This window comes from Acetobacter pasteurianus (assembly GCF_009914215.2).
Classification (GTDB): Bacteria; Pseudomonadota; Alphaproteobacteria; order Acetobacterales; family Acetobacteraceae; genus Acetobacter; species Acetobacter pasteurianus.
The window spans coordinates 1,387,839-1,411,631 of record NZ_CP039846.2 but is presented as its reverse complement, the minus strand read 5'-3'; the positions used below and the strand labels follow the sequence as shown (position 1 = coordinate 1,411,631).

Sequence of the window (23,793 nt, the reverse complement as noted above, 5' to 3'; positions counted from 1 at the left end):
TCCGTCATCTTCCCAAGCACAACAGCAGCCAGACAGGTTTACAATACTCCAAACATGTCGGCCCTATCTTCCTGAAAGTCAGGGCCTGTCTGCGTCATCCTCACCCAGAAAACTGATAATATGCTTCAGATCAGTCAGCAGGATTCCTACAACAAAACGTATAATCGGGTCTGCCGTTTCATCTTCTGCCGGAAGGGCTGAAATAACTTCTGCTGCCACGCGGCTGTCATCCCCTGAACGGGCCGTGGCTTCATCATTGCAACGCTGAATAACCCATTGAAACCCACGCAGAAGGCCCGCGCTAATTGTGGCCACCTGTTGTGGGGGAATAGTGGCGCCGGAATGTGGAAAACGCAGCATGGCACGTGCCACCACCAATGCATCCATCTGCAATTGCCGCACTTCCTTGGGAAGTTGCGCCAGCATGGGGTCTCGTTGCTCTAACGGCTTCCAATGTTCACGCCGTGCCTCTTCCAACGCAGCCTGAACCTTGCGCAAAGACGCCGCGCACTCATCATTCATGTCCTGAATGGTCACCCAATCTGTGTCTCCAGAACGGGCTTTTTGCAACATAGCCACAATTTGCGTCACTGTTTCCGCTGCGTTGCGGAAGGCATCCCGCCGTGCCTGCTCATGCAGCACAACGTACGTCACCAATGTGGAAACCCCTACCCCGATCAAAATAGCCAGCACACGCTCAATAGGACGGAGGTACGGATCTCCCTCTGAGGGAAACAAAGTGGCAATCATGAGTGTGACCACACCCATGCGTGCTTCGGGCTTCCAACTGACCAACACGGCTAATGGAATAAAGGCAATTGCAAAGGCCTCCCACAACGGCCAGCGCAAAAACATCATCAGCGTAATGGGCACAATACTGGCAACTGCACCAATAAGGGTGCCAACAATCTGATCTCGCCCTTTGGAAATGGTATCCGTAATACTGTTTTGCGTGACAATAACGGACGTAATAATGGCCCAACCTGGTTCCTGCAGATTGGTCAGCCACACCATAAAACCAGAAAGGCCGACGGCACTCAGCAGCCGTACGGTCTGCCGCGCCACGGCGTTGTTCAGCCATGGCGCCTGAATAGAAAATGGAATCATTTATTGAGACGTATCTTCACCCGTTAAGGAAAACGGAATCCAACGCAACCCATCTGAATCATGCACAAGCAGCAGAACAGAACGCTTTTTGTCCTTTTTGGCTGCTTCAATCCGTTTTTTTAGATCCGCCGGTGTGTTCACCTCGGCCTGCTGCACTTCGGTAATCACATCTCCGGGCTTTAGCCCCCGGTCTGCGGCAAGGCCATCCTCCTGCACGGATGTAACCAGCACCCCTTTCTGATTGGCAGACAGGCCGTATTTCTGCCGGGCTGCCGTATCAATGATGCCAACAGAAAAACCAAAATCTGCAAAACTGACGGTTTCTTTGGTTTTAGATGGAGCCGTTGTTTTCTGAGGCGTTTCATCCGCAGGTTCTGGCAAAGCTGCAATGGTAACTGGCAGATCCAGAGTTTTGCCATGCCGCCATACGCCAAGATGTGCCACACTTCCTACAGGCAATTGGGCAGAAAGGCGTGGCAATGCCTTGCCTTCAATCGGTTGTGCATTCAGTGACTGAATGACGTCCCCAGTCTGCAATCCGGCTTTGGCTGCTGGGCCATTTTTTTCCACACCGGCCACCAAAGCGCCGCGTGCAGGCGTAAGCCCCAGACCATCCGCAATATCCTGCGTGACATTCTGGATTCTTACACCCAGCCACCCGCGTGAAACCTTGCCGGTTTTACGCAGCTGTTCGACTACATTGCGGGCCTCGTTGGAAGGAATGGCAAACCCAATACCAACAGAGCCGCCAGAGGGCGAATAAATGGCTGTATTTACGCCAATAACCTGCCCATTCATATCAAACAGCGGGCCACCGGAATTGCCCTTGTTGATGGGCGCATCTGTCTGGATAAAATCATCATACGGGCCTTGGTCAATATTGCGCCCGCGTGAGGAAATAATACCAGCCGTAACGGTGCCGGACAAACCAAACGGGTTGCCAATAGCCAGCACCCAATCCCCTACCCGGTGGCTGTCACTATTACCGAATTGCACAAAAGGCAGCGGCTTTTTGCTTTCCACCTTCAGCAGGGCAAGATCTGTTCTGTCATCATGGCCAACAGCCTTGGCCGTTAGCACCGTATTATCCTGCAAAGTAACCGTAATACGGTCTGCCTTACGAATAACGTGGTTGTTGGTCACAATGTAGCCGGTAGGATCAATAATAAAGCCAGAACCCAGAGCCTGCATCCGCCGAGGTGGTGCATCTGGCTCAGTCTGCCTGTTCATGAAATCATGAAAGAATTTCTCGAACGGAGAGCCCTGCGGAAAATTGGGCATCTGTGGCAGTTGGTCATCTTCATCATCATCGTCCGAATCTGCCCGCACGGTCTGGGTGGTGGACACATTCACCACAGCGGGCAAAAGCTTTGCCGCCAGATCTGCAAAGCTTTCCGGCACGCGCTGTGCCACCACTACAGGCGGTGTAGCAGTAGCAGCCTGATCTGCCCGTGCAGGATGCACAAAACTTGCACCCGCCAGCAAAAGGCCAGACAGAGAAAAAACACGGGCAAAACGGACAGATATACGCATGAAGAAACAGTCTTTCTGTCAGACAGCGGCAGGAAAATATGTTCTGAGTTTATGGCATGAACGTGCTGAAAGGTCAGCCCGCTTTACACATGCGGTTTTTGTTCTGCCCATATCAGCCTAATTTAAAGCCGTTACCCCTCCGCCAGTTCCAGCACCCACGCCGCAACGGCCTCACCTAACAATTGGTAACCAGTATCCCCCATATGGATACCATCGGGCGAAAGGTCTTCCCGCCCTAAACCGTATGTTTTGCTCCACTGCTTCATCATCTCAAAACGTGGGAATACTGGCATTTCCAGCTCTTGCCCCAGTGCGTGCACAGAAGCCTGAAAAGCCGGTGCCACAGGGCATTCATCCAGCAAACGGCACCATTGCAAATCCATGAGTGCAACATCTGCTCCGTTTTCGCGCAGCGCTCGCAGATCATCGCGCGTTATCTGCTCAAAATCTGTCAGATTTACGCCTGTTAGCGGGTCATTTACACCGCCTTGCCAGATTACAAGATCGGCCTTGTCTGCCAGAACCTGCGCCAAGCGGGCATGCATCTGCACAGCCCCCTGCCCACCAATACCACGATTAATGACTTCCAGCTTATCCGGCACGGCAGCACGCAATGTTTGCTCAAAAACGCCAGCGTAACTGGTCGCAATCGATGAAGCGCCCACGCCTTCCGTAGAGGAAGAGCCAAACAACGTAATTTTTACAGGCTTTTTATACTGCAAAAGTCGGGCCACATGCGGCAGGGCAGAAAGCTTCGTTAAGGGCATGATGTTTCCTTTATGATGCAACCAACTCTGCGTTACTTACTGGCCGCCAACGCAGCACGTTGGCGTGTGCGGCGGGCATCCAGCCAAGCGGCCAGCCAGAACAATATAGCCAGCCCCACAATGTTGACCGCCACCTGCAAACCCCAACCTTCACCAAACGTGCTGAAAATGAGCCGTGCGTATAAATCCAGCACCGTGCCCACCACAAAGATTTCCAGGGAATGACGGCCAACCCGTGCCAGAATTTGCCCCAGTTTGCTTTCTGCCGCCCACTGCCGCGCTTTATCTGAAGACTGAACCAGATAAAAAATGGCCACAACATCCAGCAGACGAAACGGAGAAAGCCATGTTTTGGCAGGCGCTATGGAATCTCCAAACGGGCGGAAATCTGGTAGCCCCCACAACGTCCAGGGGAATGCCTGAATGGCAGAAAACACCAGATACAAAATGCTGGCGATCACCAGTAACCGCTTCTGTGGCAGATCACCCCCGCGCCGCTCGGTTTCGGCAGAAGCCGTCAGCCCCAGCGCAAACAGAAACTGCCATGCAAATGGATTAAAATACCATCCGTCTGGGTCCAGCCAGTTCGGAAAGTTAATTTCCGGATCAAAATTGACAAACAGCCACACAGCGCCAGACAGCACGAGCGCAAGGGAACGATGCACGCGCATCAGCACATAAAAAAGCGGAAACCCACCCAGCAGAACAATATACAGGGGCAAAATATTAAGGTTGCTGGGCAAGGCATCAAACATCATCACACGCCAGACCCAGCCCATGCCATGCGCCAGTTCTGGCTCCAGATAATCGACTGAAACTGGCGTAAAATGGCGCCATGCCCGCACGGTGAAGACGTAAGCCGCCACCATAATGGTTTGGCCAATGTAAAGCTGCACACACCGGCGGAAAATCCGCTTTAGAATTGTGGGCACACCATATTTTCTAAAGCCGCGCCCATATGCCAACCACGATGCATAACCCGCAAGCAGCACAAACACTTCTGCTGCATCTGCAAACCCGACATTGCGCATGGTAAAACGGTTGAGCAGGTTTTGAGGGATGTGGTCTATAAACATCATCAGCAGCGCCACACCACGCATGGCATCAATCCGATGATCTCGCCCTCGGCCTGCAACAGGCTTGAGTGGCTGTGCAGAGACAACACCAGATCCTGAAGTTTTTTCAGCCTGTGAGGTCATTTTTTCCACCCGGCCATCCGCCACTGCATTTACCATGTGCGTCATCTACCGGCCTCGTCTGTTCTGTGCCAGAAAAAATCTGTCACACACAGAAACCACGCCAAACCTGCACAACATCCCGCGCAGGCCCTCCCCTTGACGGCAAGCCATACTTGCTGTTGCCAACACAACAGACCTCATCACCTTTAACAGGAGCAAAATTGTGGCCCAGCCTCCCTCCGTTTCCTCTCAGGACATCGCGCGTGTTCTGGAAAATGTAAAAGATCCACAAACAGGCAAAAACCTGCTGGCTTATGGGCATCTGGAAGGCTGTTCACTTACGGAGGGCAAACTTTCCGTGGCCTTTGCAATCGCGCGGGAACACGCCCAAACCATTTCTGCTTTATGTGATGATGCGGCCCGTCAGCTCGAAACCCTTCCGGGTGTGCAAAGTGCCAGTATTATTCTTACTGCACATCGCCCAGCCGGAGCCGCAGCAAAACCCAAGGCCGCAACTGGTGGGCATCGTCCTTTAGGAGGTGTGGCACCGGCTGATGGCAATGCCCCCATTCTTCCCGGTGTGAAAACCATTATTGCCGTGGCCTCGGGCAAAGGCGGTGTGGGCAAATCCACTACTGCAACCAATCTGGCCGTTGGGCTTGGTTTGGAAGGCCTAAAAGTTGGCCTGCTGGATGCAGATATTCATGGTCCTTCCCTGCACCGCATGTTGGGCGCAACGGGCAAACCTGAAGTTATAGAGGGTAAGCTGCAACCTGTTGAAGCATGGGGCATCAAGGCAGTTTCCCTCGGCATGCTGGTAGATGAAAAAGCCGCCATGATCTGGCGCGGCCCCATGGTGATGGGCGCCATCAATCAGCTGCTGACGGATGTAACCTGGGGAGATCTGGATGTGATGGTGGTGGATCTGCCGCCCGGCACCGGTGATGCACAGCTTTCTCTTACACAAAAAGTGCCTTTAACCGGCGCGGTTATTGTTTCTACCCCGCAGGATATCGCACTGATTGATGCGCGCCGCGGCGTGACAATGTTTGAAAAAGTAAATGTGCCCGTATTGGGCCTTATTGAAAACATGTCCTACTTCTGTTGCCCGAATTGCGGACACAATACAGAACTGTTTGGCCATGGCGGCGCCAAGAAAGAAGCCGAAGCCATGGGTGTGCCCTTCCTCGGCGAAGTTCCACTATTGGCAGACATTCGCGCAAGCGGAGACAAAGGCGTGCCCGGTATTATTGAAAACCCGGATGGTGAAGGTGCCAAAGCATGGCGCCACATTGCACATACAGTTGCAGAAATGCTGCGGCCACAACTGCAAAAGTAAACAATTTTAACAGAAAAACCGGTCATTCCCTTTATGCAACGGGAGACCGGTTTTCTTACACATTAAACACGTGGTTATTTGGATTTTGGCTTATGTGCCGGAGGTGCTTTTGTACCTTTTTTGAAAAAAGCACGACACTTAGGGCTGAGCTTATCCTGCTTACGCTCCATGCATTGTGTGATTTTCTTTTCATTGGGAATAGCCAGCGCACAAAGACGTAGAGCATCCCCTTTGCAAGCTTCTGTCTGCTTTTCTCGCAATGTGTCCGCATGAGCAGGATACGCCAGACCGATCATAGCCACCCCAGAAAACACTATAGAGATACGTTGCATAAAATTTGTCATTCTATCCCCCATTAAATTTCAGAAATTGCCAATTACCTGTAACAGGCTGCTCTTACGGGTCGAGCTTAGGGCAAATGTTTTTCATTCCACCCTGCGCCTTATCACAGAATTGAAAATGCCAATTATCTTTGGTGGCTGGGGCATTCAAAAACAAAACACCCCATATAACCACCAGCACAACAGCAACAACCACGAAAGGCCACAATGGCGGCAAATATGTAGGCTTAAAAGGTTGCCGTAACTTTTTACCGTGTGAACCTTTCTGCACAATTTGCTCAAAGAGGGGTGTTTCCCCTTTGAATGCGTTTGTTTCATCCGGCTTGTTTGTCATGGTCAGGATAACGCTCTAGCAATCAGCCTTTCAGGCTCGCCAACATTTCATCCCATTCACGACGGCTCAGGCCAGAGCCTTTCTGCTCCACATTCTCTCCGGCCAACATACGACGCAGAACCTGCATCATGGTTGCAGAGAATGTGACTGCGCCACGGCGATATTCTTCAAAAGCGCTGGCTGTTACCGGCACCCATGCATGCAGAATTTTCAGCATGATTTCTGCATAAACCCGGATTTCATACTGCGCATGCGGGTCGATCCGCAGGGCCAGAAAGTGCATGAGGTTATGAAGGTCTATTTTCCAGTACCACTGGGTATAGGTATTCAGGGTCAGGTTAATACGGCCCAGTTCACGCGCCAGCCCATACCCATTTTCTGCATCTAGCATTTTTTCGTAATCACGATATGTCCGCATGGCATCATCGCGCAGAATATCCAGAACCTCGGCTGCCTGTTCTGGAGCCAGAATCTGCCCCCGGCCCTGACGGTTTACTTCACTCTGGGCGGCCATATGTTCTGGGGCGGGTAGATAAAATTCACTGTCCAGAATGGAATAGCGTGCAGAATATTCATTCACGCTAGCCATACGATGGCGAATCCACTGCCGCGCCACAAAGATGGGCAGTTTGACGTGAAATTTCATCTCGCACATTTCAAACGGTGAGGAATGGCGATGGCGCATCAGATAGCGGATCAGCCCCGCATCTTCTGAAACCTTGCGAGTGCCTCGGCCGTATGAAACACGGGCTGCCTGCACAATGGCGGCATCATCCCCCATATAGTCAATAACACGCAAGAACCCATGATCCAGCACTTCCTGCGGTTCATACAGCATAGCTTCCAGCGCCGGCACGGTAGGCCTGCGCGTGGCAAAGGTTTCCTGCCCGTGAGCTGCTATTTCCGCCCGCTGTTCGTCGGTCAGTGACATGGTCTGGCCCTTACTAAAATCTTTGCAAAACACGGAACTGAGCCAATAGCGACCACCCCGCGAAACGCGGGCATTTTACGTACACAACGCGCTATAGGAAAGAGGGAGAAAGGGTTAATTCCGCTTGCAATCCATTACCGGACTTCCTATGTTTGGGGTGTGAGAAGTTTGCTTCTGACTATGGCAATAAACGGGATATGGAATAGGCGTAGTGGACCCGGGGGCGGTACCCGGCGTCTCCACCAATCATCCGGCCTTACAAAGGTTTGGACAGATGGGGACGAAATAGGCTCGACACGCGCAGTAAAGATGTTCTTTTTGCCCGGTATTGTACCACCGTTATCGGGCTATTTTTACAAGTGCCAATGATAACACTGAGGTGCTCGCTGTCGCTGCATAAGCGATAAGCGCGGTTCGGGAGGGCACCGGGCAACAGAAGCCCTCCCACCTCATTTTCCAAGCTCAGCTTCGTATTAAAACGTTATACTCCGGCCTGCATGGCTGGTGTTGCAACAAACATGCCCGGCGTGCTTGCGCTTGCGTGATCTTTCGCGCATCCCTGCGTTATATAAGTACTGATCAAAAAGCCGGGGTAACCCCGGTGGCGGCAAGGAGCAAATAATATGGCTGATGACCACGACCCCACACAGGACGACTCCCTTTTTCCGGCTCCCAGCCTGCTGCCTTATGAACGCTGGCTGAATGAGGCCTCACGCAGTGTGATGTTGAATGCGCTCGAACATGTGAGCCGCGAAGGGCTTGCAGGAGAGCACCATTTCTATCTGACTTTCCTTACGGATTTTCCCGGCGTGGATATTCCTGCCCGACTTCGCGCCCAGTATCCGCATGAAATGACCATCGTGCTCCAGCACCAGTTCTGGGATCTGAAGGTAGACCGGAAAGCAAAAACTGTTTCTGTCGGCCTTTCCTTTGGGGGTGTTGGCTCCATACTGGTTATTCCTGTGCAGGCTATTACTGGGTTTGCTGATCCTGCCATAAGGTTCAGCCTGCATTTTGCTGCCATGGAGCCAACGGAGGAACCCGCGCCGGAAGAACCCACCACTGGCCAGCCCGAACAGGACGGGCCGGAGGAAAGCGACTCGTCCTCACAGGTCGTGAGTCTTGACGCTTTCCGCAAGAAAGGACCATCACCCGCCTGAAGCCCCGGTGCAAACGGGGCCAGGTTGACGGAGAAGACACGAAGAAATGACCAGCCAGCCCCCTCGCCCCCCGGTGCCGGAATTTGCCTATTCTCCCCTGTTCCCGATGGGGGAGGATAAAACCACCTATCGCAAGCTGGATCTTGCAGGTGTGAGCACATCACAGTGCGGTGGCAAAACCGTGCTGCATGTTACGCCCGAATCCCTTACCGAACTCACAGCGCAGGCCTTTCATGAAGTGGCGCATTTTCTGCGTCCCGCACATCTGACGCAGCTCGCCTCCATTCTGAAAGATCCCGAAGCTTCAGATAACGATCGCTTTGTGGCGCTTGATCTGCTGAAAAACGCCTGCATTGCTGCTGGTGGCGTGCTGCCCATGTGCCAAGATACCGGCACTGCCATTGTGTTCGGCAAAAAAGGCCAGCGTGTCTGGGTGGAAGGGAACGAGGAAGTTGCCTTCTCCAAGGGCGTATACGAAACCTATACACGCACCAATCTGCGCTATTCCCAAATGGCGCCGCTGACCATGTTTGAGGAAAAGAACACCGGCACCAACCTGCCCGTTCAGTGCGATCTTTTTGCCAGCCCCGCTGGTGAGCACGATGAGCAGATGGACCTGATGTTCGTGGCCAAGGGCGGTGGCTCTGCCAACAAAACCTTCCTGTTTCAGGAAACACGCGCTCTTCTGGGGTCTGAACAGCAGTTGCTGGACTGGCTGGACACCAAGATCAAGACACTCGGCACATCCGCTTGCCCACCTTACCATCTGGCCATTGTTATTGGCGGCATGTCTGCTGAACAGACACTCAAAACAGTTAAGTTGGCATCTACCCATTGGTATGATTCCCTACCAACCAAAGGGGATATGACAGGCCACGCCTTCCGTGATGTTGAGATGGAACAGAAGGTGCTGGAACTTACCCGCAAGCTGGGGATTGGAGCTCAGTTTGGTGGCAAATATTTCTGCCACGATGTGCGCGTTATTCGCCTGCCCCGGCACGGTGCATCACTGCCGGTTGGTATTGGGGTTTCCTGTTCGGCAGATCGTCAGATCAAGGCGCGTGTAACAGCAGAGGGCTTCTTTCTGGAACAACTGGAGCATGACCCTGCCCGCTTCCTGCCAGAAACCACAGATGAACATCTGGAAGGCGAAGCCATCAAGATCGACCTGAACCGGCCGATGGATGAAATCCGCAAAGAGCTTTCCAAATATCCTGTCAAAACCCGTCTGGCCCTTACGGGCACAGTGGTAGTTGCACGTGATATTGCCCATGCCAAGTTCCGCGAACGCCTGCAAAAAGGTGAAGGTCTGCCGCAGTATCTGAAAGATCATCCCGTCTATTACGCAGGGCCGGCCAAAACGCCTGCTGGCATGCCTACAGGTTCCTTTGGCCCTACAACGGCTGGCCGTATGGATTCTTACGTGGCGGAACTTCAGGCCAATGGTGGTTCCTACGTTATGTTGGCCAAGGGTAACCGCTCCAAGGCCGTGAAGGATGCCTGCCAGAAATATGGGGGCTTCTATCTGGGGTCTGTTGGTGGGCCTGCCGCACGGCTTGCCAAAGACTGCATCCGCAAGGTGGAAGTGCTGGAATACCCTGAACTGGGCATGGAAGCCGTGTGGAAAATTGAGGTAGAAGATTTTCCTGCGTTTATTGTTATTGATGATAAGGGCAACGACTTCTACGCTGAGCTGTAAGACAGCAGCCTTGGCCCCTTTGCTGCAAAGGGGCCAACAGCAAGGGAGCGATGCGGTTTCATGCGTTTTACAGTAGATCGGTTAGACCATGTGGTGCTGACTGTAAGGGATGTAGAAATTTCCGCTTCATGGTTCCAGCGCGTGCTGGGGATGGACCGGGAAGAATACGGCCGCAACAATCGCACTGCGCTGCGTTTTGGGGGCCAGAAGCTGAACCTGCGTGCTTACAATGCCGAAGGGTGGGAAACAGCCACGCACGCCCTGCCCGGCGGAAACGATTTATGCTTTGTAACCGCCATTACCAGTGAAGATGTTTGCGAACACCTTAAAACCTGCGGTGTAACAATTGTAGAAGGCCCTGTGGCACGCCTTGGTGCACTAGGCCCCATTACATCCGTTTACTGCCATGATCCGGATGAAAATCTGATCGAAATTGCATCTTATCAAGGTTAAAAAAAAAGCCTCCCTCTTTAAAATTTATAAAAGAGGGAGGCTTTTTACTTTCAGCCCTTACGCCGCACAACTGATGAGGGCTGCTGCGCGACCTGTTGCAACCACCCTCCATGAAAACCAGCCTGAAGCAGACCACGCCGAATAACAGCGCTTTGCCGCATTGTGTCCCACACAAGGCCGCTGCGCCAGTTTTCCACCATCAGCAAAATGGGCCCTTGGTCGATACCCAGGTAAGTATTATCGGCCCAGTAATCCTGCTTCTCATCATGAAAGCTAGGGTTGAACGAATCTGCAAAACCATATTTGCCGTAAATATGGTTTCCGTATTTGCTTTTCATGGTGCGCAGTGCCGGAATGGCAATTTCCGGCGCAAACGCCACAGAACCACCAGCAGCCGTTGGGGCAATAGTGCCATCGTCCTGCGTATAATCACGCCCAACACCACGCGCACTGTAAGACAGGAAGTGACGCGTCTGCCCGTTTTCTGTTTTGGTCACATCGCCGGGGCCATCACTGGCTGTTAAGCCCCATGTGTTTGCATCGTAACCTTGCCATTTTCCGGGGTTGGACACAGCATAATTACGTTGCGCATACACAGCACGCCGGCTGTTTTCAAAATAATCAATGCCCTTGCTGCTGATCCAGTTATCCTGAATCCCTCGGAAATCTATCCATGCGTGGGAATACTGATGCCCAAACAATGGTGCAAAGTTCAGGAATGTCTGCCCGTATTCTTCACCCCAGCGCTTATCATTTGTTGCCAGCCAGGCTTGCCAGGAAACAGGCTGTAACCCATGCTCGGGAGCACCCAAAGCAAGAATGTACAGCATCATCCCTTCGCTGTAGCCTTCCCAATAATTAGGAAGAAAACCATGCTCGGGTGACCACCCCATGCTCAACCGATGGTCTGGACGTTCCATCCATTTCCAGTCCACCCTATTGAAAAGCTGGTCTGAAAGCTGACGAATTTCTTTTTCCTGTGCTGTATCCTGCGTATAAAAATTACGACAGAACAGCACACCCTGCATTAATAATGCGGTATCAATACTGGAAAGTTCAATATCCGGGTTCAGGCGCAAACCTGTGCGGTTATCAAGAAAATGATAGAAAAACCCGTGATAGCCAGAGGCTTTATCCGCACTCTCATTTTGCGGCAATTTCCACATATAACGCAGCGTTGTAAGCGTACGTTCTACTGCCTGCTGGCGCGTAATATAATGGCGCTTAACACCAATACCGTAAGCTGTAAGACCAAAACCTACGGAAGCAACACTATCCTGCTTCTGATCTGATGGATAACGATCTGGGATAAGCCCTGTAGCCGGATCTGCTGAATCCCAGAACCACTGGAATGTCCGTTGCTCCAGATCCGATACCATCGCCACATCAGCCGGTGTGGGTGTATAAGCTTGCGGTGCCTGCGCAGATGGTGCAAGCGCATAAGCCTGCCCACTGATATTGGCAACACCCAGAAAGAGGCTTCCGGCAAGAAGCAAAGCCCCAGTTTTTAGAAAGGATTTTCTTTTTTCTGAAAGATCCAGCTTCTTGTTTTTCCACACATCAGGCACGCACTTTGTTTTCATAACCGCCAAAAATCCGATTGTTACCCCAGACCGTCCCGACCATTACGTTACAAAACCGCACTGCCACGGCTTGTATGCAAGACGCATGAAAACATTCCAGCAACTGTGTAAAGTTCCCACAAACGTGAGCATGAAACACAGCGTATGCAAAAACAATGCTTTTGAGGGTAGATTTTTTGCGGTGCGCACAAGTGGAAAACGCATATAGCGCTTTCCACCCGCACCTGAAAATAGTTCTGGATGATAGAATTATGACTGACGATACCGGAAGATATTCAAATCTGCCGTATCAATCTCAGGCTTTTTGTTGGACATAAGATCAGCCAGAACTTTGCCGGAACCACATGCCATGGTCCACCCAAGCGTGCCATGCCCGGTGTTAAGGAACAGATTATCCAAACCTGTGCGCCCAATAACCGGCGTGCCATCTGGAGTCATTGGGCGCAGACCTGTCCAGAAAAGTGCCTGCCCTACATCGCAACAGCCGGGGAACAGATCTGTTACAGAATGTTCCAATGTTTCACGCCGGGGCTTACGCAAACGGCGGCTAAAGCCAGCCAGTTCTGCCGTACCCCCAATACGCACTCTGTCCCCCAAGCGGGTGATACCAATTTTGAAGGTTTCATCCATAATGGTAGAAACAGGTGCTGCATCTGCATTTTGAATAGATGCTGTGAGCGAATAACCTTTTACGGGATAAACTGGAAGATCAATCCCCAAAGGCCGTAGCAGTGCGGGAGAAAAACTGCCCAATGACAGCACATAGGAATCTGCCGTCAATACGCCGCGAGAGGTTTCTACACCCGTCACCCGTCCACTTTCTGAGCGAATGCGACGCACAACTGTATCATACAGAAATTTTACACCAGCTTCCTGCGCCATACTGGCCAGACGCTGTGTGAATTTAAAGGCATCTCCCGTTTCATCACCCGGTAAACGCAAACCACCAACAATCTTTTGGCGAGATGCTGCAAGACCCGGTTCTGCCGCTACGCAGCCATCTACATCCAAAAGTTCGTAGGGTACATTATACTGTTTAAGAACAGCAATATCCTTGGCTGTTGCATCAAGCTGCTTCTGGGTTCTAAAAACCTGTAGCGTGCCCTGCTGGCGGTCATCATACGTGATACCTGTTGTCGCACGTAAATCCTGCATGACATCACGGCTATATTCAGCCAAACGCACCATACGGCCCTTGTTGCGATCATACGCAGCAGCCGTGCAGTTTTCCAGCATCTGAAAAAGCCATTTCCACAAATGCGGGTCTGGCATTGGCCAAAACACAAATGGCCGATACTTCATCAGCAGCCAGCTAATGGATTTAAGCGGCACACCCGGCCCGGCCCATGGCGCAGAATAACCGGGGGAAACCTGCCCCGCATTGGCAAAACTGGTTTCCATACCGGCTTCCGGCTGGCGGTCCACCACTGTAACTTCATGCCCGGCTTTAGCCAGATACCAGGCAGATGTAACCCCTACAACACCACTTCCCAGAACCAGAATTTTCATTTCTGCTTATCTTTCTGTTGGGTAAACTGTTCAGGCAGCCGCTGCGTAAACGCGATGATAACGCCGCCCCAGAGATGTCAGTACTTCGTAGCCAATTGTGCCTTCTGCTTTGGCCACAGCATCTACGCCGTACGACTCATTCAGAAGTTCCACCATGCTGTCTTCTTCCAACAGACCCTCGGGCACTGCAGAAAGATCAACAGTCATGGAATCCATGGAAATTCGGCCCAGAATTGGCAGCCGATAGCCCTTATACCAAGCGCACCCAGCGGCAGCCCCGGCACGGGCAAAACCATCTGCATAACCGGTAGCAATAGTGGCAACACGGCATGGACCATGAGCCTGCCATGTCAACCCGTAACCGACCCGGTCTCCCTTGGATAAATGACGAATTTGTAGAATATGCGCTTGCAGGCCAACCACAGGCTTAAGCGGGTTATCACCCTCATTCTGTGGTGCCACGCCATATAAAGCAGCACCGGGGCGCACGAGATCAAAATGAAACTGTGGCCCCAGAAAAATGCCGGATGATGCAGAAAGGCTTAATGCCGCTTGCGGCAGCATGTGGGCATATGCCTCAAACCGTTCGCGCTGCATGGTGTTTGCTTGATTTTGCGGTGTATCTGCGCAAGCCAGATGACTCATCACCAGACTGACAGATAAGCCTTTCAGAAGCTCTGGAGACGCCACCAGTTTATGAATATCCGCCTCTGAAAGCCCAAAACGAGACATGCCCGTATCAAGCTGAATAGCCACATCCAGAGGCTTATCCATTTTGGCTGCCAGATCTCGCAAAACAGCAACTTGTTCCAAACTGTTCAGAACAGGCCGCAGATTGTTGCGTACACATACCTCAGCAGCATCAGGCCTAGGCCCATGCAACACCGTTACCGATGTGTGAGGAGAGAGAAATGGCCTGAGGGCAAGTCCTTCATCTACATGCGCAACAAAAAAATGTTCTGCACCTGCTTTTTCCAAAACAGGCGCCACCTGCGCAACACCCAGCCCATAGGCATCCGCCTTAACCACTGCGGCACACGCTGTTTTGCCTAGTCGGCTTTTAAGATAGCGGTAATTTTCAGCAATGGCAGACAGGTTGACTGTAAGAACAGCCCCCGCGCGAGATGCCGGCCACAATGTTCTGGCTGAGGACGAAACAGTATTCACAACCGCCACCCTTATTTGTTTCGATTCCAAAATTTTAGCAGGTATTTTATAAGATATCCTGCCTGTGTGTTGCAGAACATACTATTTTTCCTATATTTTAGAATAAAATTTCAATATTAGACCGCAAAAGACAGATTATGCCAGATCGTGTAACCGAAGCCATTTTGCGACAGCTTGAACACAATGGCCGCCTTAGCAATGCGGAACTGGCTGCAAAAGTTGGCCTTTCTCCATCTGCCTGCCTGCGCCGTGTGCGCATGCTTGAACAGCAGGGTACCATACAAGGCTACCAGGCTATTATTGCCCGGCAGAAAAGCCCGGCAGTTGCCACCATTATTGTGCAGATCACGCTAGAAAAGCAGACAGAGGAATGCCTTCGGCGTTTTGAAAGCCGCATTAAAGAATGTGCTGATGTTAAGGAATGTTACCTGATGACAGGTGATGCAGATTATCTACTGCGCGTAGAAGCCCGAGACATGCAGGATTACGAGCGTATCCACAAAGAGGAATTATCCCGCATGCCAGGTGTTGTGCGTATTCAAAGCAACTTTGCCATTCGCCCCGTTGTGCAACAGGGCAAATGTAGCTGAATACCTAGTCTTCCGACTCTTCATCTTCTGATGCTGCATTGAGATCACGCTGCACTTCCGGAGAACGCAGCAGTGTATCCATATGCATGGCCGTATCCAGCGCTGTATCTGGCTGGAAATGTAGTTCCGGCACAGTACGCGCACGTATTTTATGCGCAAGCTGTGTTCTCAACCACGGAGCCACCCGCTTTAAAGCGGGCAGAAGTTCCGCAACATCGCTACGCCCCAAACGGGTAATAAAAACCGTTGCGTGACGAAAATCTGGGGAAAGCCGAACTTCTGTTACCGTAAGGTCAACATCTACCAGATCCGGATCACGAAACGTGGTGCGTGCAAAAACTTCTGCCAGCACACGCCGCACTTCTTCCCCCACCCGCAACTGACGCTGAGAGGGGCCAGATGGAGCAAGACCGGCGAGATACCCCGCCGGCCCTGCTACTTTACTGCCTGATCCGTTCTTACGGCTCATGCTGGAACCAGCTCACTTTCAAAGCATTCCACCACGTCGCCTTCGCGCAGATCATTGTAGCCTGCGAAGGAAAGGCCACATTCGTAACCCTTGCTGACTTCCTTCACATCGTCCTTGAAGCGCTTGAGCTGGCTCAAATCACCTTCATGAACCACTACGCCATCACGCAGCAGACGCACGCCACAGCCGCGTTTGACAACGCCTTCCGTAACGTAACAGCCAGCCACCTTGCCCACCTTGCTGATTTCGAACACACGGCGGATTTCGGCGTAGCCAAGGAACTTTTCACGATGCTTAGGTGCCTGCTTACCGCGCACAAGCTGTTCCACATCATCAGCAACCTGATAGATGATGGAATAGTAGCGGATATCAACACCTTCACGCTGCGCCAACTGACGTGCCTGCGCTGTAGCACGCACATTGAATGCAATAATCACTGCATCCGATGCCTTGCCAAGCTGCACATCGCTTTCCGTGATCTGACCAACAGAAGCATTGAGAACGCGAACGCCCACTTCTTCATTTGCCAGCTTGAGCACGGTTGTCTGGATAGCTTCCGCAGAACCCTGAACGTCTGCCTTGATCAGAACAGAAACTTCTTTCTGATCACCCGCCTGAATACGAGCCAGCATCTGATCCAACGTACCACGAGCAGCAACCTGACCAGCCACCTGATGTTCTTTCAGCTTACGCTGACGGAACTCGGAAATCTCACGGGCGCGGTTTTCGTTTTCAACCACCACGAACGGAGCACCGGCAGATGGCACACCAGAAAGACCCAGCACTTCAACCGGCATGGAAGGCCCTGCATCCGTAACCTGACGGCCACGATCATCCAGCAGAGCACGTACCCGGCCCCATTCGGTGCCAGCAACCACGATATCGCCCTTATGCAGCGTGCCTTTTTGCACCAGCACAGAAGCAACAGAACCGCGGCCACGATCCAGACGGCTTTCAATAACGGCACCTTCGGCAGCCCGATCCGGGTTTGCTTTCAGTTCCAGAATTTCTGCCTGCAGAAGAATAGCTTCTTCCAGCTTGTCCAGACCAATACGCTTAAGCGCGGAAACTTCGATATCCTGAACGTCACCGCCCATGGATTCCACCACAATTTCGTGGCTCAGAAGTTCCTGACGCACCCGATCAGGTTTAGCACCCGGCTTGTCGATCTTGTTGATAGCAACAATCATCGGCACGTTTGCAGCCTTGGCGTGTTTAATGGCTTCAACCGTCTGAGGCATAACACCATCATCAGCCGCCACAACCAGCACCACCACGTCCGTAATGGATGCACCGCGAGCACGCATGGCCGTAAAGGCTTCATGGCCCGGGGTATCCAGGAATGTGATCTTGGAACCAGAAGGCAGAGTAACCTGATAAGCGCCGATATGCTGGGTAATACCGCCTGCTTCTCCACCCGCAACGTCTGTTGTGCGCAGAGCATCGAGCAGGGATGTCTTACCGTGGTCAACGTGACCCATGATTGTCACAACTGGCGGACGCGGACGCAGAGCTTCGGGTGCGTCTTCCACACCTTCAATCCCCAATTCAACGTCTGCTTCAGAAACGCGGCGTACGCGGTGGCCGAATTCTTCAACAATCAGTTCAGCCGTATCAGCATCAATGGTCTGGGTAACAGTTGCCATCACGCCCATTTTCATCAGCGCTTTGATAACTTCACCCTGACGGGCTGCCATACGGTTGGCCAGTTCCTGCACGGTAATGTTTTCCGGCAGAATCACATCACGTACGACCTTCACCTGATCGGAACGCAGACGTTCCAGCTCAGCCTGACGGCGTTCGCGTTCGCGCTGGCGACGGACAGATGCGAGTGAACGCGTCTTGTCGTCATCACCTTCAATCGCGGCCTGCACGTCAATACGGCCTGCACGGCGACCACCACCAACATCGGACTTACGCCCGCCACCGCTTTTGCGATGGTTGCCAGGAGGTGCCTTGCGAGATGCACCACGGCGCGGCGCATCGTCACTTTCCATATCGCGGCCACTACGCAGACGCAGCGTTTGCGCTGCTGCTGGTTCTTTTTCCTTGGCTTCAGCAGGCTGAGAGCGTGAAGGAACAGGCTTCAGCGGCTTGGCTGGCATAATCGCACGTTCAGCCAACGGACGCAGACGCCCAACCGGCGGAGCCAGCGTTACTTCACCCGGAATGGGCACAGCAGAAACAACTGGCTCTTTCACGGCGATAGGCTGAATGGATTCAATGCGCGATTTGCGCTCATCCTCTTCAGCAGCAGCCTTTGCAGCTTCGGCTTCTTCAGCTGCGCGCTTATCTTCCTCTTCCTTACGGCGTGCTTCTTCAGCAGCCGAAAGAATACGAATTTTTTCAGCTTCACGCTGCTCGGCTTCACGCCGGGCGGCTTCTTCCGCTGCTTTTTTCTGTTCCGCCAGCACACGCTGACGCATGGCCAGTTCAGCGGCTGTTAGCGTACGACCGCCACCACGCGCTCCACCGGCACGTCCACCAGAGCCACCCGGCCCAGCACCACGTTTTTTGCGCACTTCAACCTGCACAACCTTGGAGCGGCCATGACTGAAACTCTGCCGCACGGATCCGGCATCAACCGTCCGTCCGACCTCCGAACGCCCTGCCGGCCGAAGGGACAAACGCCCCTTACCCTGATCCTGATCCTTGCCTTCGCTCATTGACCCGCCTGTTCACACCCATGCGCCGGAAAGGTCCGGGGCATGCGAGGGCCGCCTTCAGCAACCCCCGTAAAACGCTTATTCTCACAACGTAAGCGCTGTGCCAGCCCACCGGCTGAAAGCGCTACGTTCACCACTCGCTCCCGCCCAAAAATCTTTGCCAGATCTTCAGATGACAACGCCTCAACAACAGGAATATCGCGTTGGCCGGAAACCAGCCTCTCCCGCTCTTCCCTGCTTCCATCCAGCGCATGAACAACAATGGCAGCTTTACGCTGCACCAGCCATTCCCGCACCTTCATAAATCCACTTGTAGCCTGACCAGCTCTACGAGCCAGCCCTACAAGTTCACTCATCCGCCGGAGCAGCCCCGCTTCTACACGAGCCACTATATCTTCCGGCACTTTAACCTGCTGGCGTGCGGCGCGTGAAAAAACGCCCCGAGCACGCGCCTGTTCTATCACATCCCGGCGGGGGCTCAACCATATTCCCCGCCCCGGCAGACGTGCATCCAGATCAGGCACCACTTCACCAGATGGTGAAATCACAAACCGGATCATTAAAGAAGGTTCGCCTTCTTCGCGCGTTACCGCGCACCTCCGAAGGCTGCCTTTCTCTTCTGTTTCTGGCAAGAAATCACCACCCACTTTATATCAGGCCTCAGGCGTTGGCCTCACCTTCCTTGGTATCGGAAGGCTGCTGATTTTCATCCTCAAACCAATGAGCACGTGCGGCCATGATAATTTCATTGGCAGCATCTTCCTCAATGGCATCGGTGCCCAAGATCTCAACCAGTTCATCACCGGCCAGATCTGCAAGGTCGTCTAAGGTTTTTACACCTTTTTCACCCAATGTCACAAGCATCTGGTTTGTAAACACGCCCATATCGGCAATATCGTCCACAACACCCAGCTCTTTCCGCCGATCATCCAGCTTTTGTTCCTGCTGAACGAGGTAAGATTCTGCGCGCTGAACCAGCTCCTGAACCACCGACTCGTCAAAACCTTCAATGCCGATCAGCTCATCCGGATCTGCAAAAGCCAGTTCTTCGATGGAGTGGAAACCTTCTGTGACCAGCAGACCTGCGATCACATCATCCACATCCAGCGCTTCAACAAACAGCGCAGTCCGACGACGGAACTCTTCCTGACGGCGTTCGGATTCTTCTGCCTCTGTCAGGATATCAATATCCCAACGCGTCAACTGGCTCGCCAGACGGACATTCTGCCCACGGCGGCCAATAGCCAGAGAAAGCTGTTCATCCGGCACAACCACTTCTACGCGGCCGGCTTCTTCGTCCATCACCACCTTGCTGACTTCAGCAGGTGCTAGCGCATTCACCACAAAAGTAGCGGCCTGTGGGCTCCATGGGATGATATCGATCTTTTCACCCTGCAGTTCGGCCACAACGGCCTGCACACGGGAACCGCGCATACCTACGCAAGCCCCAACAGGATCAATAGAAGCATCACGAGAAATCACGGCCATTTTGGCGCGAGAACCCGGGTCACGCGCAACGGCTTTAATTTCAATAATGCCATCGTAAATTTCCGGCACTTCCTGCGCAAACAGCTTGGCCAAAAAGGCCGGATGCGTGCGGGAAAGGAAAATCTGCGGGCCACGCGGCTCATCACGCACATCGTAAATGTAGGCACGCACGCGGTCTGAGTTACGGAACGTTTCACGCGGAATCAGCTCATCACGCCGAAGCAGTGCTTCTGCTGAACCAATTTCAACCAGCAGATTACCGTATTCGGTCCGTTTGACGGTACCGTTTACGATTTCGCCTACGCGATCCTTGAATTCGTTATACTGGCGCTTGCGTTCGTATTCACGCACGCGCTGCACAATCACCTGCTTGGCGGTTTGCGCGGCAATACGACCAAAATCAATCGGGGGCAGCGGATCGATCAGGTATTCGCCTGCCTGAATTTCAGGCCGAAACTTGCGGGCAATGGAGAGCGCAATCTGCGTATCTTCATTTTCCACTTCGTCCACCACTTCCGTCCAGCGGGACAGGCGTACATCGCCTGTCTTGCGGTCGATGGTGGCACGAATGTCCTTTTCGTGCCCATATTTGGCGCGTCCGGCTTTCTGGATCGCCTGTTCCATGGCTTCCAGCACTTCTTCACGCTCGATACCTTTCTCGCGCGAGACAGCGTCTGCAACCAGCAAAAGTTCAGGACGGGAAACAGAGGTATCCATACTCTCAGCTCTCCAAAACAGGCAGCTTTATCAATGCACCTTGGGCCCGGAAGAATCGTCGTCATTCTTCTGGGCGGGATCAGTGCCGGGCGCAGATTGCACCATACGGGCACTAGCTTCAATCAGAGCATCTGTCAGCACCAACCGTGCACGCCGAAGTTCTTCCAGCGGCAAGGCAACTTCTGTGCCATCATCCAGACGCATCCGCGCAACAGTTCCATCAGACCCCAGAACCGTGCCGGAAAAGCGGCGGCGCCCATTTACCGGCAGCAAAACTTCTGCCTTGGCCTGGTGCCCGGCAAAGCGGTTCCAGTCCTTCGCACGGGTAAGGGGCCGATCTATCCCGGCAGAGGAAACTTCCAGCGTCCACGCCCCGGGAATGGGGTCTTCAACATCCAGCACGGCACCTACCGCGTGGCTGATCCGTTCACAATCTTCCACATTGATCAGGGAGCCATCTTTGCGGTCCGCCATGATCTGCACGGTCGGACGCTCACGCCCCAGCACAGCAACACGCACGATCTCATAACCCATATCCTCAACGGCAGGGGCTATCAGCGCAGCAACGCGGGCTTCTAGGCCAGAGTGAGTAGAAAGGTCTGTATCCAATGCAAAAAAGGCGGCCGTCAAGGCCACCCCCCGAAACGTAAAACAAATTGAGAAGGATGGCTCTTTATGTAAGGTATGCAGAGTGAAACCGCAAGGGCAGAATAAAGCTGCTGCCCGCCATGCAAATCTTTACCCTTTATAAAAAACAATTTTACAGGCTGGATGCAAATTGCACATTGCAGGGCACGCCGGACATGCTTTTATTAACTCTATTGCGACATATTTGCCATCCTCCACACTGCAAGGGCTGACCTTCCAAGATGCACAAAGAGCCAGAACCCGCGTGGAAGCCACAGCCGCAACCTCAGGCTGCAGATAAACCCTCTGGCGTGCGTATGGCTCTTATAGGGCTGGCAACATGCGTGATCATGGCCGGAGCTGGCGTGCATTTTATGGGGGGCGGGCATGGAAATACCGCCACGCCTGCTGCAGAAAACAATACGCAAGACCATGATAACAGCGCGAACCGAATGGGGATTCCCCTCACGCTGATTGCCTCGCAAAAAGCGGCCCAAACCTTAGCCAAATCCAATTACACGGATCAGGAACAGGCGGATATTCTGGCAGGCATAAAGCGGCGGGACATTCGTTTGGTAGCCATGCCTGTTTACGATGCCACAGGCGCTGGTGGCACCATTACGCTTATTTGCGGAGCATGGCACCAAACTGTGCATTTGTCCCCTACTCCGCAAACCGTCATTCTACCCATTACGATAAGTGGCAATGTTGATATCATACCAGCATCAGACCCTGGGCCTGCGGGTATTGGTAGCGGTGCCATTACGGTATTTGGCCCACAAACACTGCCGATTATGTATAAAGGGGATACTTTGCCACTAACGGTGATTGCGCAATGAAGGGACTGTTACCCGCCCTAAACCGGCTGATGCCGTTGATGATGGTCATCTTTCTGGTGCTTGCCAGTATTCAGATTGCCCTCAGCCTGCATCTTTCCCTGCATTCCATTACGCATGTTTTGCAGTGGTGCGCTCCAGCATGGCCGATTTTAGCCGTAAGTGGCATTATACTTACAGTAGCAGGGCTGCTGTTTGAAACACGCGCCGAAAAGCTGGCGCGCAAAGGGCTTTTACGCCGACGGGGATTCATCATGGACGTTCTTGCCAGACTGACCAACCGCGCCGCACTGGAAGAAATGATGGCGCGCGAGCAGCGTGAAACCACCATTGATGCGGAAGAACTGGCAGCCAACCTGCGCGCCCGCGTTATTGGGCAGGATCAGGTATGTGAGGATGTGGCTGTGCAGTTGCGCCGCCGCCTCGCCTTGCAGGTGCGCGGTAAACCAGTAGGCATTTTTCTGCTGGCTGGCCCCCCGGGCACAGGCAAAACCTATCTGGCCAAGCAGCTTGCCCGCCAGCTTGAACGCCCCCTGCTGCATTTTGACATGACTCAGATGAGCAGCCCCCACGCTGCAACCCAGCTGTTTGGCTCTCCCAAAGGTTATGTGGGTTCAGATACTTACGGGAAGCTGACTGGCGGCCTGAAGGAAAAGCCCGATGCCGTTGTATTGCTGGACGAAATTGAAAAAGCACATCCTGATGTGTTCAAAAAGTTTCTGACAGCCTGGAATGACGGACACATTACCGAAGCCTCTACCGGGCAGCAGATTTCTACCGTGCGCGCCATTTTTGTGCTGACATCTAACATCGCCACGGATGCGCTCACAGAAATTGCAGACCGCCTGCATGATGACCCGGATCGTATGCGTGCCGAATCGGTAGAAGCCCTGCGTCAGGCCGGATTTGCCCCGGAAGTTCTGAACCGGTTGGATCGGATTTTCGTCTTCCGTCCGCTACAGGGGCTGGATATTGCCCGCGTGGCCGCGCTGGAAATTGAAACCATGATTGAAAGCTACGGCCTGAAAGTAGAAACCGGCGGGATTGATGCCACCCTGCTGATGGATGTGATGCGCCGCCAGAGCCGTATGGGTGATGCAGCATCTGCCCGTGATCTGGTGCGCTCCATTGAAGATATGATCAGCGAATCCCTGATTGTGGCCCGCCAGCAGGGTGCCAATATGGTGCGGTTGGTGAAGGAAGATGATGGCGCAGTGGTTGCAAAAGTGGCGGATAACCGCACGGATGAAGGCGATAGCATTCACGCGCGCCTGATCCCATAAGCGGCCCCTTACTGTT

Annotated in this window: 22 protein-coding genes and 1 other RNA gene; 8 read left to right on the top strand and 15 right to left on the bottom strand. The window is 53.0% G+C overall.

The features are described 5' to 3' along the window. Positions 1-78: 78 nt before the first annotated feature. From FCN51_RS20065 to FCN51_RS20050, 4 genes are all read right to left on the bottom strand, one after another. A complete protein-coding gene (locus FCN51_RS20065; RefSeq protein ID WP_003624626.1) occupies positions 79-1,107 on the bottom strand; it encodes an FUSC family protein in 1,029 nt (342 codons plus the stop codon). Next, positions 1,108-2,640 (bottom strand): DegQ family serine endoprotease, encoded by a 1,533-nt coding sequence (locus tag FCN51_RS20060; protein ID WP_003629535.1) that lies wholly within the window; start codon positions 2,638-2,640, stop codon positions 1,108-1,110. A 131-nt stretch (positions 2,641-2,771) separates the two neighbouring features. Beyond that, the gene (locus FCN51_RS20055) at positions 2,772-3,428 is read right to left on the bottom strand and encodes an SGNH/GDSL hydrolase family protein (RefSeq protein ID WP_160256685.1); all 657 of its coding nucleotides are present in this window, start codon (positions 3,426-3,428) and stop codon (positions 2,772-2,774) included. An 11-nt stretch (positions 3,429-3,439) separates the two neighbouring features. Continuing rightward, on the bottom strand, positions 3,440-4,651 hold the full coding sequence (locus tag FCN51_RS20050) for an OpgC family protein (RefSeq protein ID WP_124296170.1): 1,212 nt from the start codon (positions 4,649-4,651) through the stop codon (positions 3,440-3,442). A 157-nt stretch (positions 4,652-4,808) separates the two neighbouring features. Here FCN51_RS20050 and FCN51_RS20045 point away from each other — a divergent pair, with 157 nt between their 5' ends. Continuing rightward, positions 4,809-5,924 (top strand): Mrp/NBP35 family ATP-binding protein, encoded by a 1,116-nt coding sequence (locus FCN51_RS20045; protein WP_160256684.1) that lies wholly within the window; start codon positions 4,809-4,811, stop codon positions 5,922-5,924. 74 nt (positions 5,925-5,998) lie between these two features. Here FCN51_RS20045 and FCN51_RS20040 read toward each other — a convergent pair whose 3' ends face one another. From FCN51_RS20040 to thyX, 3 genes are read right to left on the bottom strand one after another with little or no spacing between them, the layout of a single operon-like run. After that, positions 5,999-6,280: a hypothetical protein gene (locus FCN51_RS20040; protein ID WP_014457537.1), complete on the bottom strand. Its 282-nt coding sequence runs from the start codon at positions 6,278-6,280 to the stop codon at positions 5,999-6,001. A gap of 40 nt (positions 6,281-6,320) precedes the next feature. After that, the gene (locus FCN51_RS20035; protein WP_003629528.1) at positions 6,321-6,599 is read right to left on the bottom strand and encodes a hypothetical protein; all 279 of its coding nucleotides are present in this window, start codon (positions 6,597-6,599) and stop codon (positions 6,321-6,323) included. Between the two features lie 22 nt (positions 6,600-6,621). Beyond that, a complete protein-coding gene (thyX, locus tag FCN51_RS20030) occupies positions 6,622-7,530 on the bottom strand; it encodes an FAD-dependent thymidylate synthase (RefSeq protein WP_035362352.1) in 909 nt (302 codons plus the stop codon). Positions 7,531-7,650: 120 nt separating this feature from the next. Between thyX and ssrA the strand changes: the two genes are divergently transcribed. From ssrA to FCN51_RS20010, 4 genes are all read left to right on the top strand, one after another. After that, positions 7,651-7,977: a transfer-messenger RNA gene (gene ssrA, locus FCN51_RS20025) on the top strand. A gap of 176 nt (positions 7,978-8,153) precedes the next feature. Beyond that, on the top strand, positions 8,154-8,690 hold the full coding sequence (locus FCN51_RS20020) for an SspB family protein (protein WP_003629524.1): 537 nt from the start codon (positions 8,154-8,156) through the stop codon (positions 8,688-8,690). Positions 8,691-8,736: 46 nt separating this feature from the next. Beyond that, positions 8,737-10,389, top strand: coding sequence for a fumarate hydratase (locus tag FCN51_RS20015; RefSeq protein ID WP_035365812.1), 1,653 nt, complete (start codon positions 8,737-8,739; stop codon positions 10,387-10,389). A gap of 60 nt (positions 10,390-10,449) precedes the next feature. Further along, the gene (locus FCN51_RS20010) at positions 10,450-10,842 is read left to right on the top strand and encodes a VOC family protein (RefSeq protein ID WP_003624614.1); all 393 of its coding nucleotides are present in this window, start codon (positions 10,450-10,452) and stop codon (positions 10,840-10,842) included. Between the two features lie 50 nt (positions 10,843-10,892). On the opposite strand, the gene FCN51_RS20005 is transcribed toward FCN51_RS20010, so the two are convergent. The 3 genes from FCN51_RS20005 to alr all read right to left on the bottom strand — a co-directional run bounded on the left by FCN51_RS20005 (position 10,893) and on the right by alr (position 15,110). Then, on the bottom strand, positions 10,893-12,425 hold the full coding sequence (locus tag FCN51_RS20005; protein ID WP_160256683.1) for a glucoamylase family protein: 1,533 nt from the start codon (positions 12,423-12,425) through the stop codon (positions 10,893-10,895). Positions 12,426-12,674: 249 nt separating this feature from the next. Then, the gene (locus FCN51_RS20000; protein WP_160256682.1) at positions 12,675-13,934 is read right to left on the bottom strand and encodes a D-amino acid dehydrogenase; all 1,260 of its coding nucleotides are present in this window, start codon (positions 13,932-13,934) and stop codon (positions 12,675-12,677) included. A gap of 30 nt (positions 13,935-13,964) precedes the next feature. Next, on the bottom strand, positions 13,965-15,110 hold the full coding sequence (alr, locus tag FCN51_RS19995; protein WP_160256681.1) for an alanine racemase: 1,146 nt from the start codon (positions 15,108-15,110) through the stop codon (positions 13,965-13,967). A gap of 128 nt (positions 15,111-15,238) precedes the next feature. Between alr and FCN51_RS19990 the strand changes: the two genes are divergently transcribed. Next, positions 15,239-15,691: an Lrp/AsnC family transcriptional regulator gene (locus tag FCN51_RS19990; RefSeq protein ID WP_160256680.1), complete on the top strand. Its 453-nt coding sequence runs from the start codon at positions 15,239-15,241 to the stop codon at positions 15,689-15,691. A 4-nt stretch (positions 15,692-15,695) separates the two neighbouring features. On the opposite strand, the gene rbfA is transcribed toward FCN51_RS19990, so the two are convergent. Genes rbfA through rimP form a run of 5 tightly spaced genes read right to left on the bottom strand, consistent with a single transcriptional unit; the run spans position 15,696 to position 21,667 of the window. Continuing rightward, complete coding sequence (gene rbfA, locus FCN51_RS19985; protein ID WP_014457541.1) at positions 15,696-16,160, bottom strand: 30S ribosome-binding factor RbfA; 465 nt, start codon at positions 16,158-16,160, stop codon at positions 15,696-15,698. Beyond that, a complete protein-coding gene (infB, locus tag FCN51_RS19980) occupies positions 16,157-18,826 on the bottom strand; it encodes a translation initiation factor IF-2 (protein ID WP_003624603.1) in 2,670 nt (889 codons plus the stop codon). The genes rbfA and infB overlap by 4 nt, the downstream gene beginning before the upstream one ends. Continuing rightward, complete coding sequence (locus FCN51_RS19975; protein ID WP_003624602.1) at positions 18,823-19,473, bottom strand: RNA-binding protein; 651 nt, start codon at positions 19,471-19,473, stop codon at positions 18,823-18,825. Before FCN51_RS19975 ends, infB begins: the two co-directional genes overlap by 4 nt. 13 nt (positions 19,474-19,486) lie before the next feature. After that, on the bottom strand, positions 19,487-21,031 hold the full coding sequence (gene nusA / locus FCN51_RS19970) for a transcription termination factor NusA (protein ID WP_003624601.1): 1,545 nt from the start codon (positions 21,029-21,031) through the stop codon (positions 19,487-19,489). 30 nt (positions 21,032-21,061) lie between these two features. After that, a complete protein-coding gene (gene rimP / locus FCN51_RS19965; protein WP_003624600.1) occupies positions 21,062-21,667 on the bottom strand; it encodes a ribosome maturation factor RimP in 606 nt (201 codons plus the stop codon). Positions 21,668-21,900: 233 nt separating this feature from the next. Here rimP and FCN51_RS19960 point away from each other — a divergent pair, with 233 nt between their 5' ends. Both FCN51_RS19960 and FCN51_RS19955 read left to right on the top strand, forming a co-directional pair. After that, positions 21,901-22,497, top strand: a complete 597-nt coding sequence (locus tag FCN51_RS19960; protein ID WP_003624599.1) for a hypothetical protein — start codon at positions 21,901-21,903, stop codon at positions 22,495-22,497. Beyond that, on the top strand, positions 22,494-23,777 hold the full coding sequence (locus tag FCN51_RS19955) for an AAA family ATPase (RefSeq protein ID WP_160256679.1): 1,284 nt from the start codon (positions 22,494-22,496) through the stop codon (positions 23,775-23,777). The genes FCN51_RS19960 and FCN51_RS19955 overlap by 4 nt, the downstream gene beginning before the upstream one ends. The last annotated feature ends 16 nt before the right edge of the window (positions 23,778-23,793 follow it).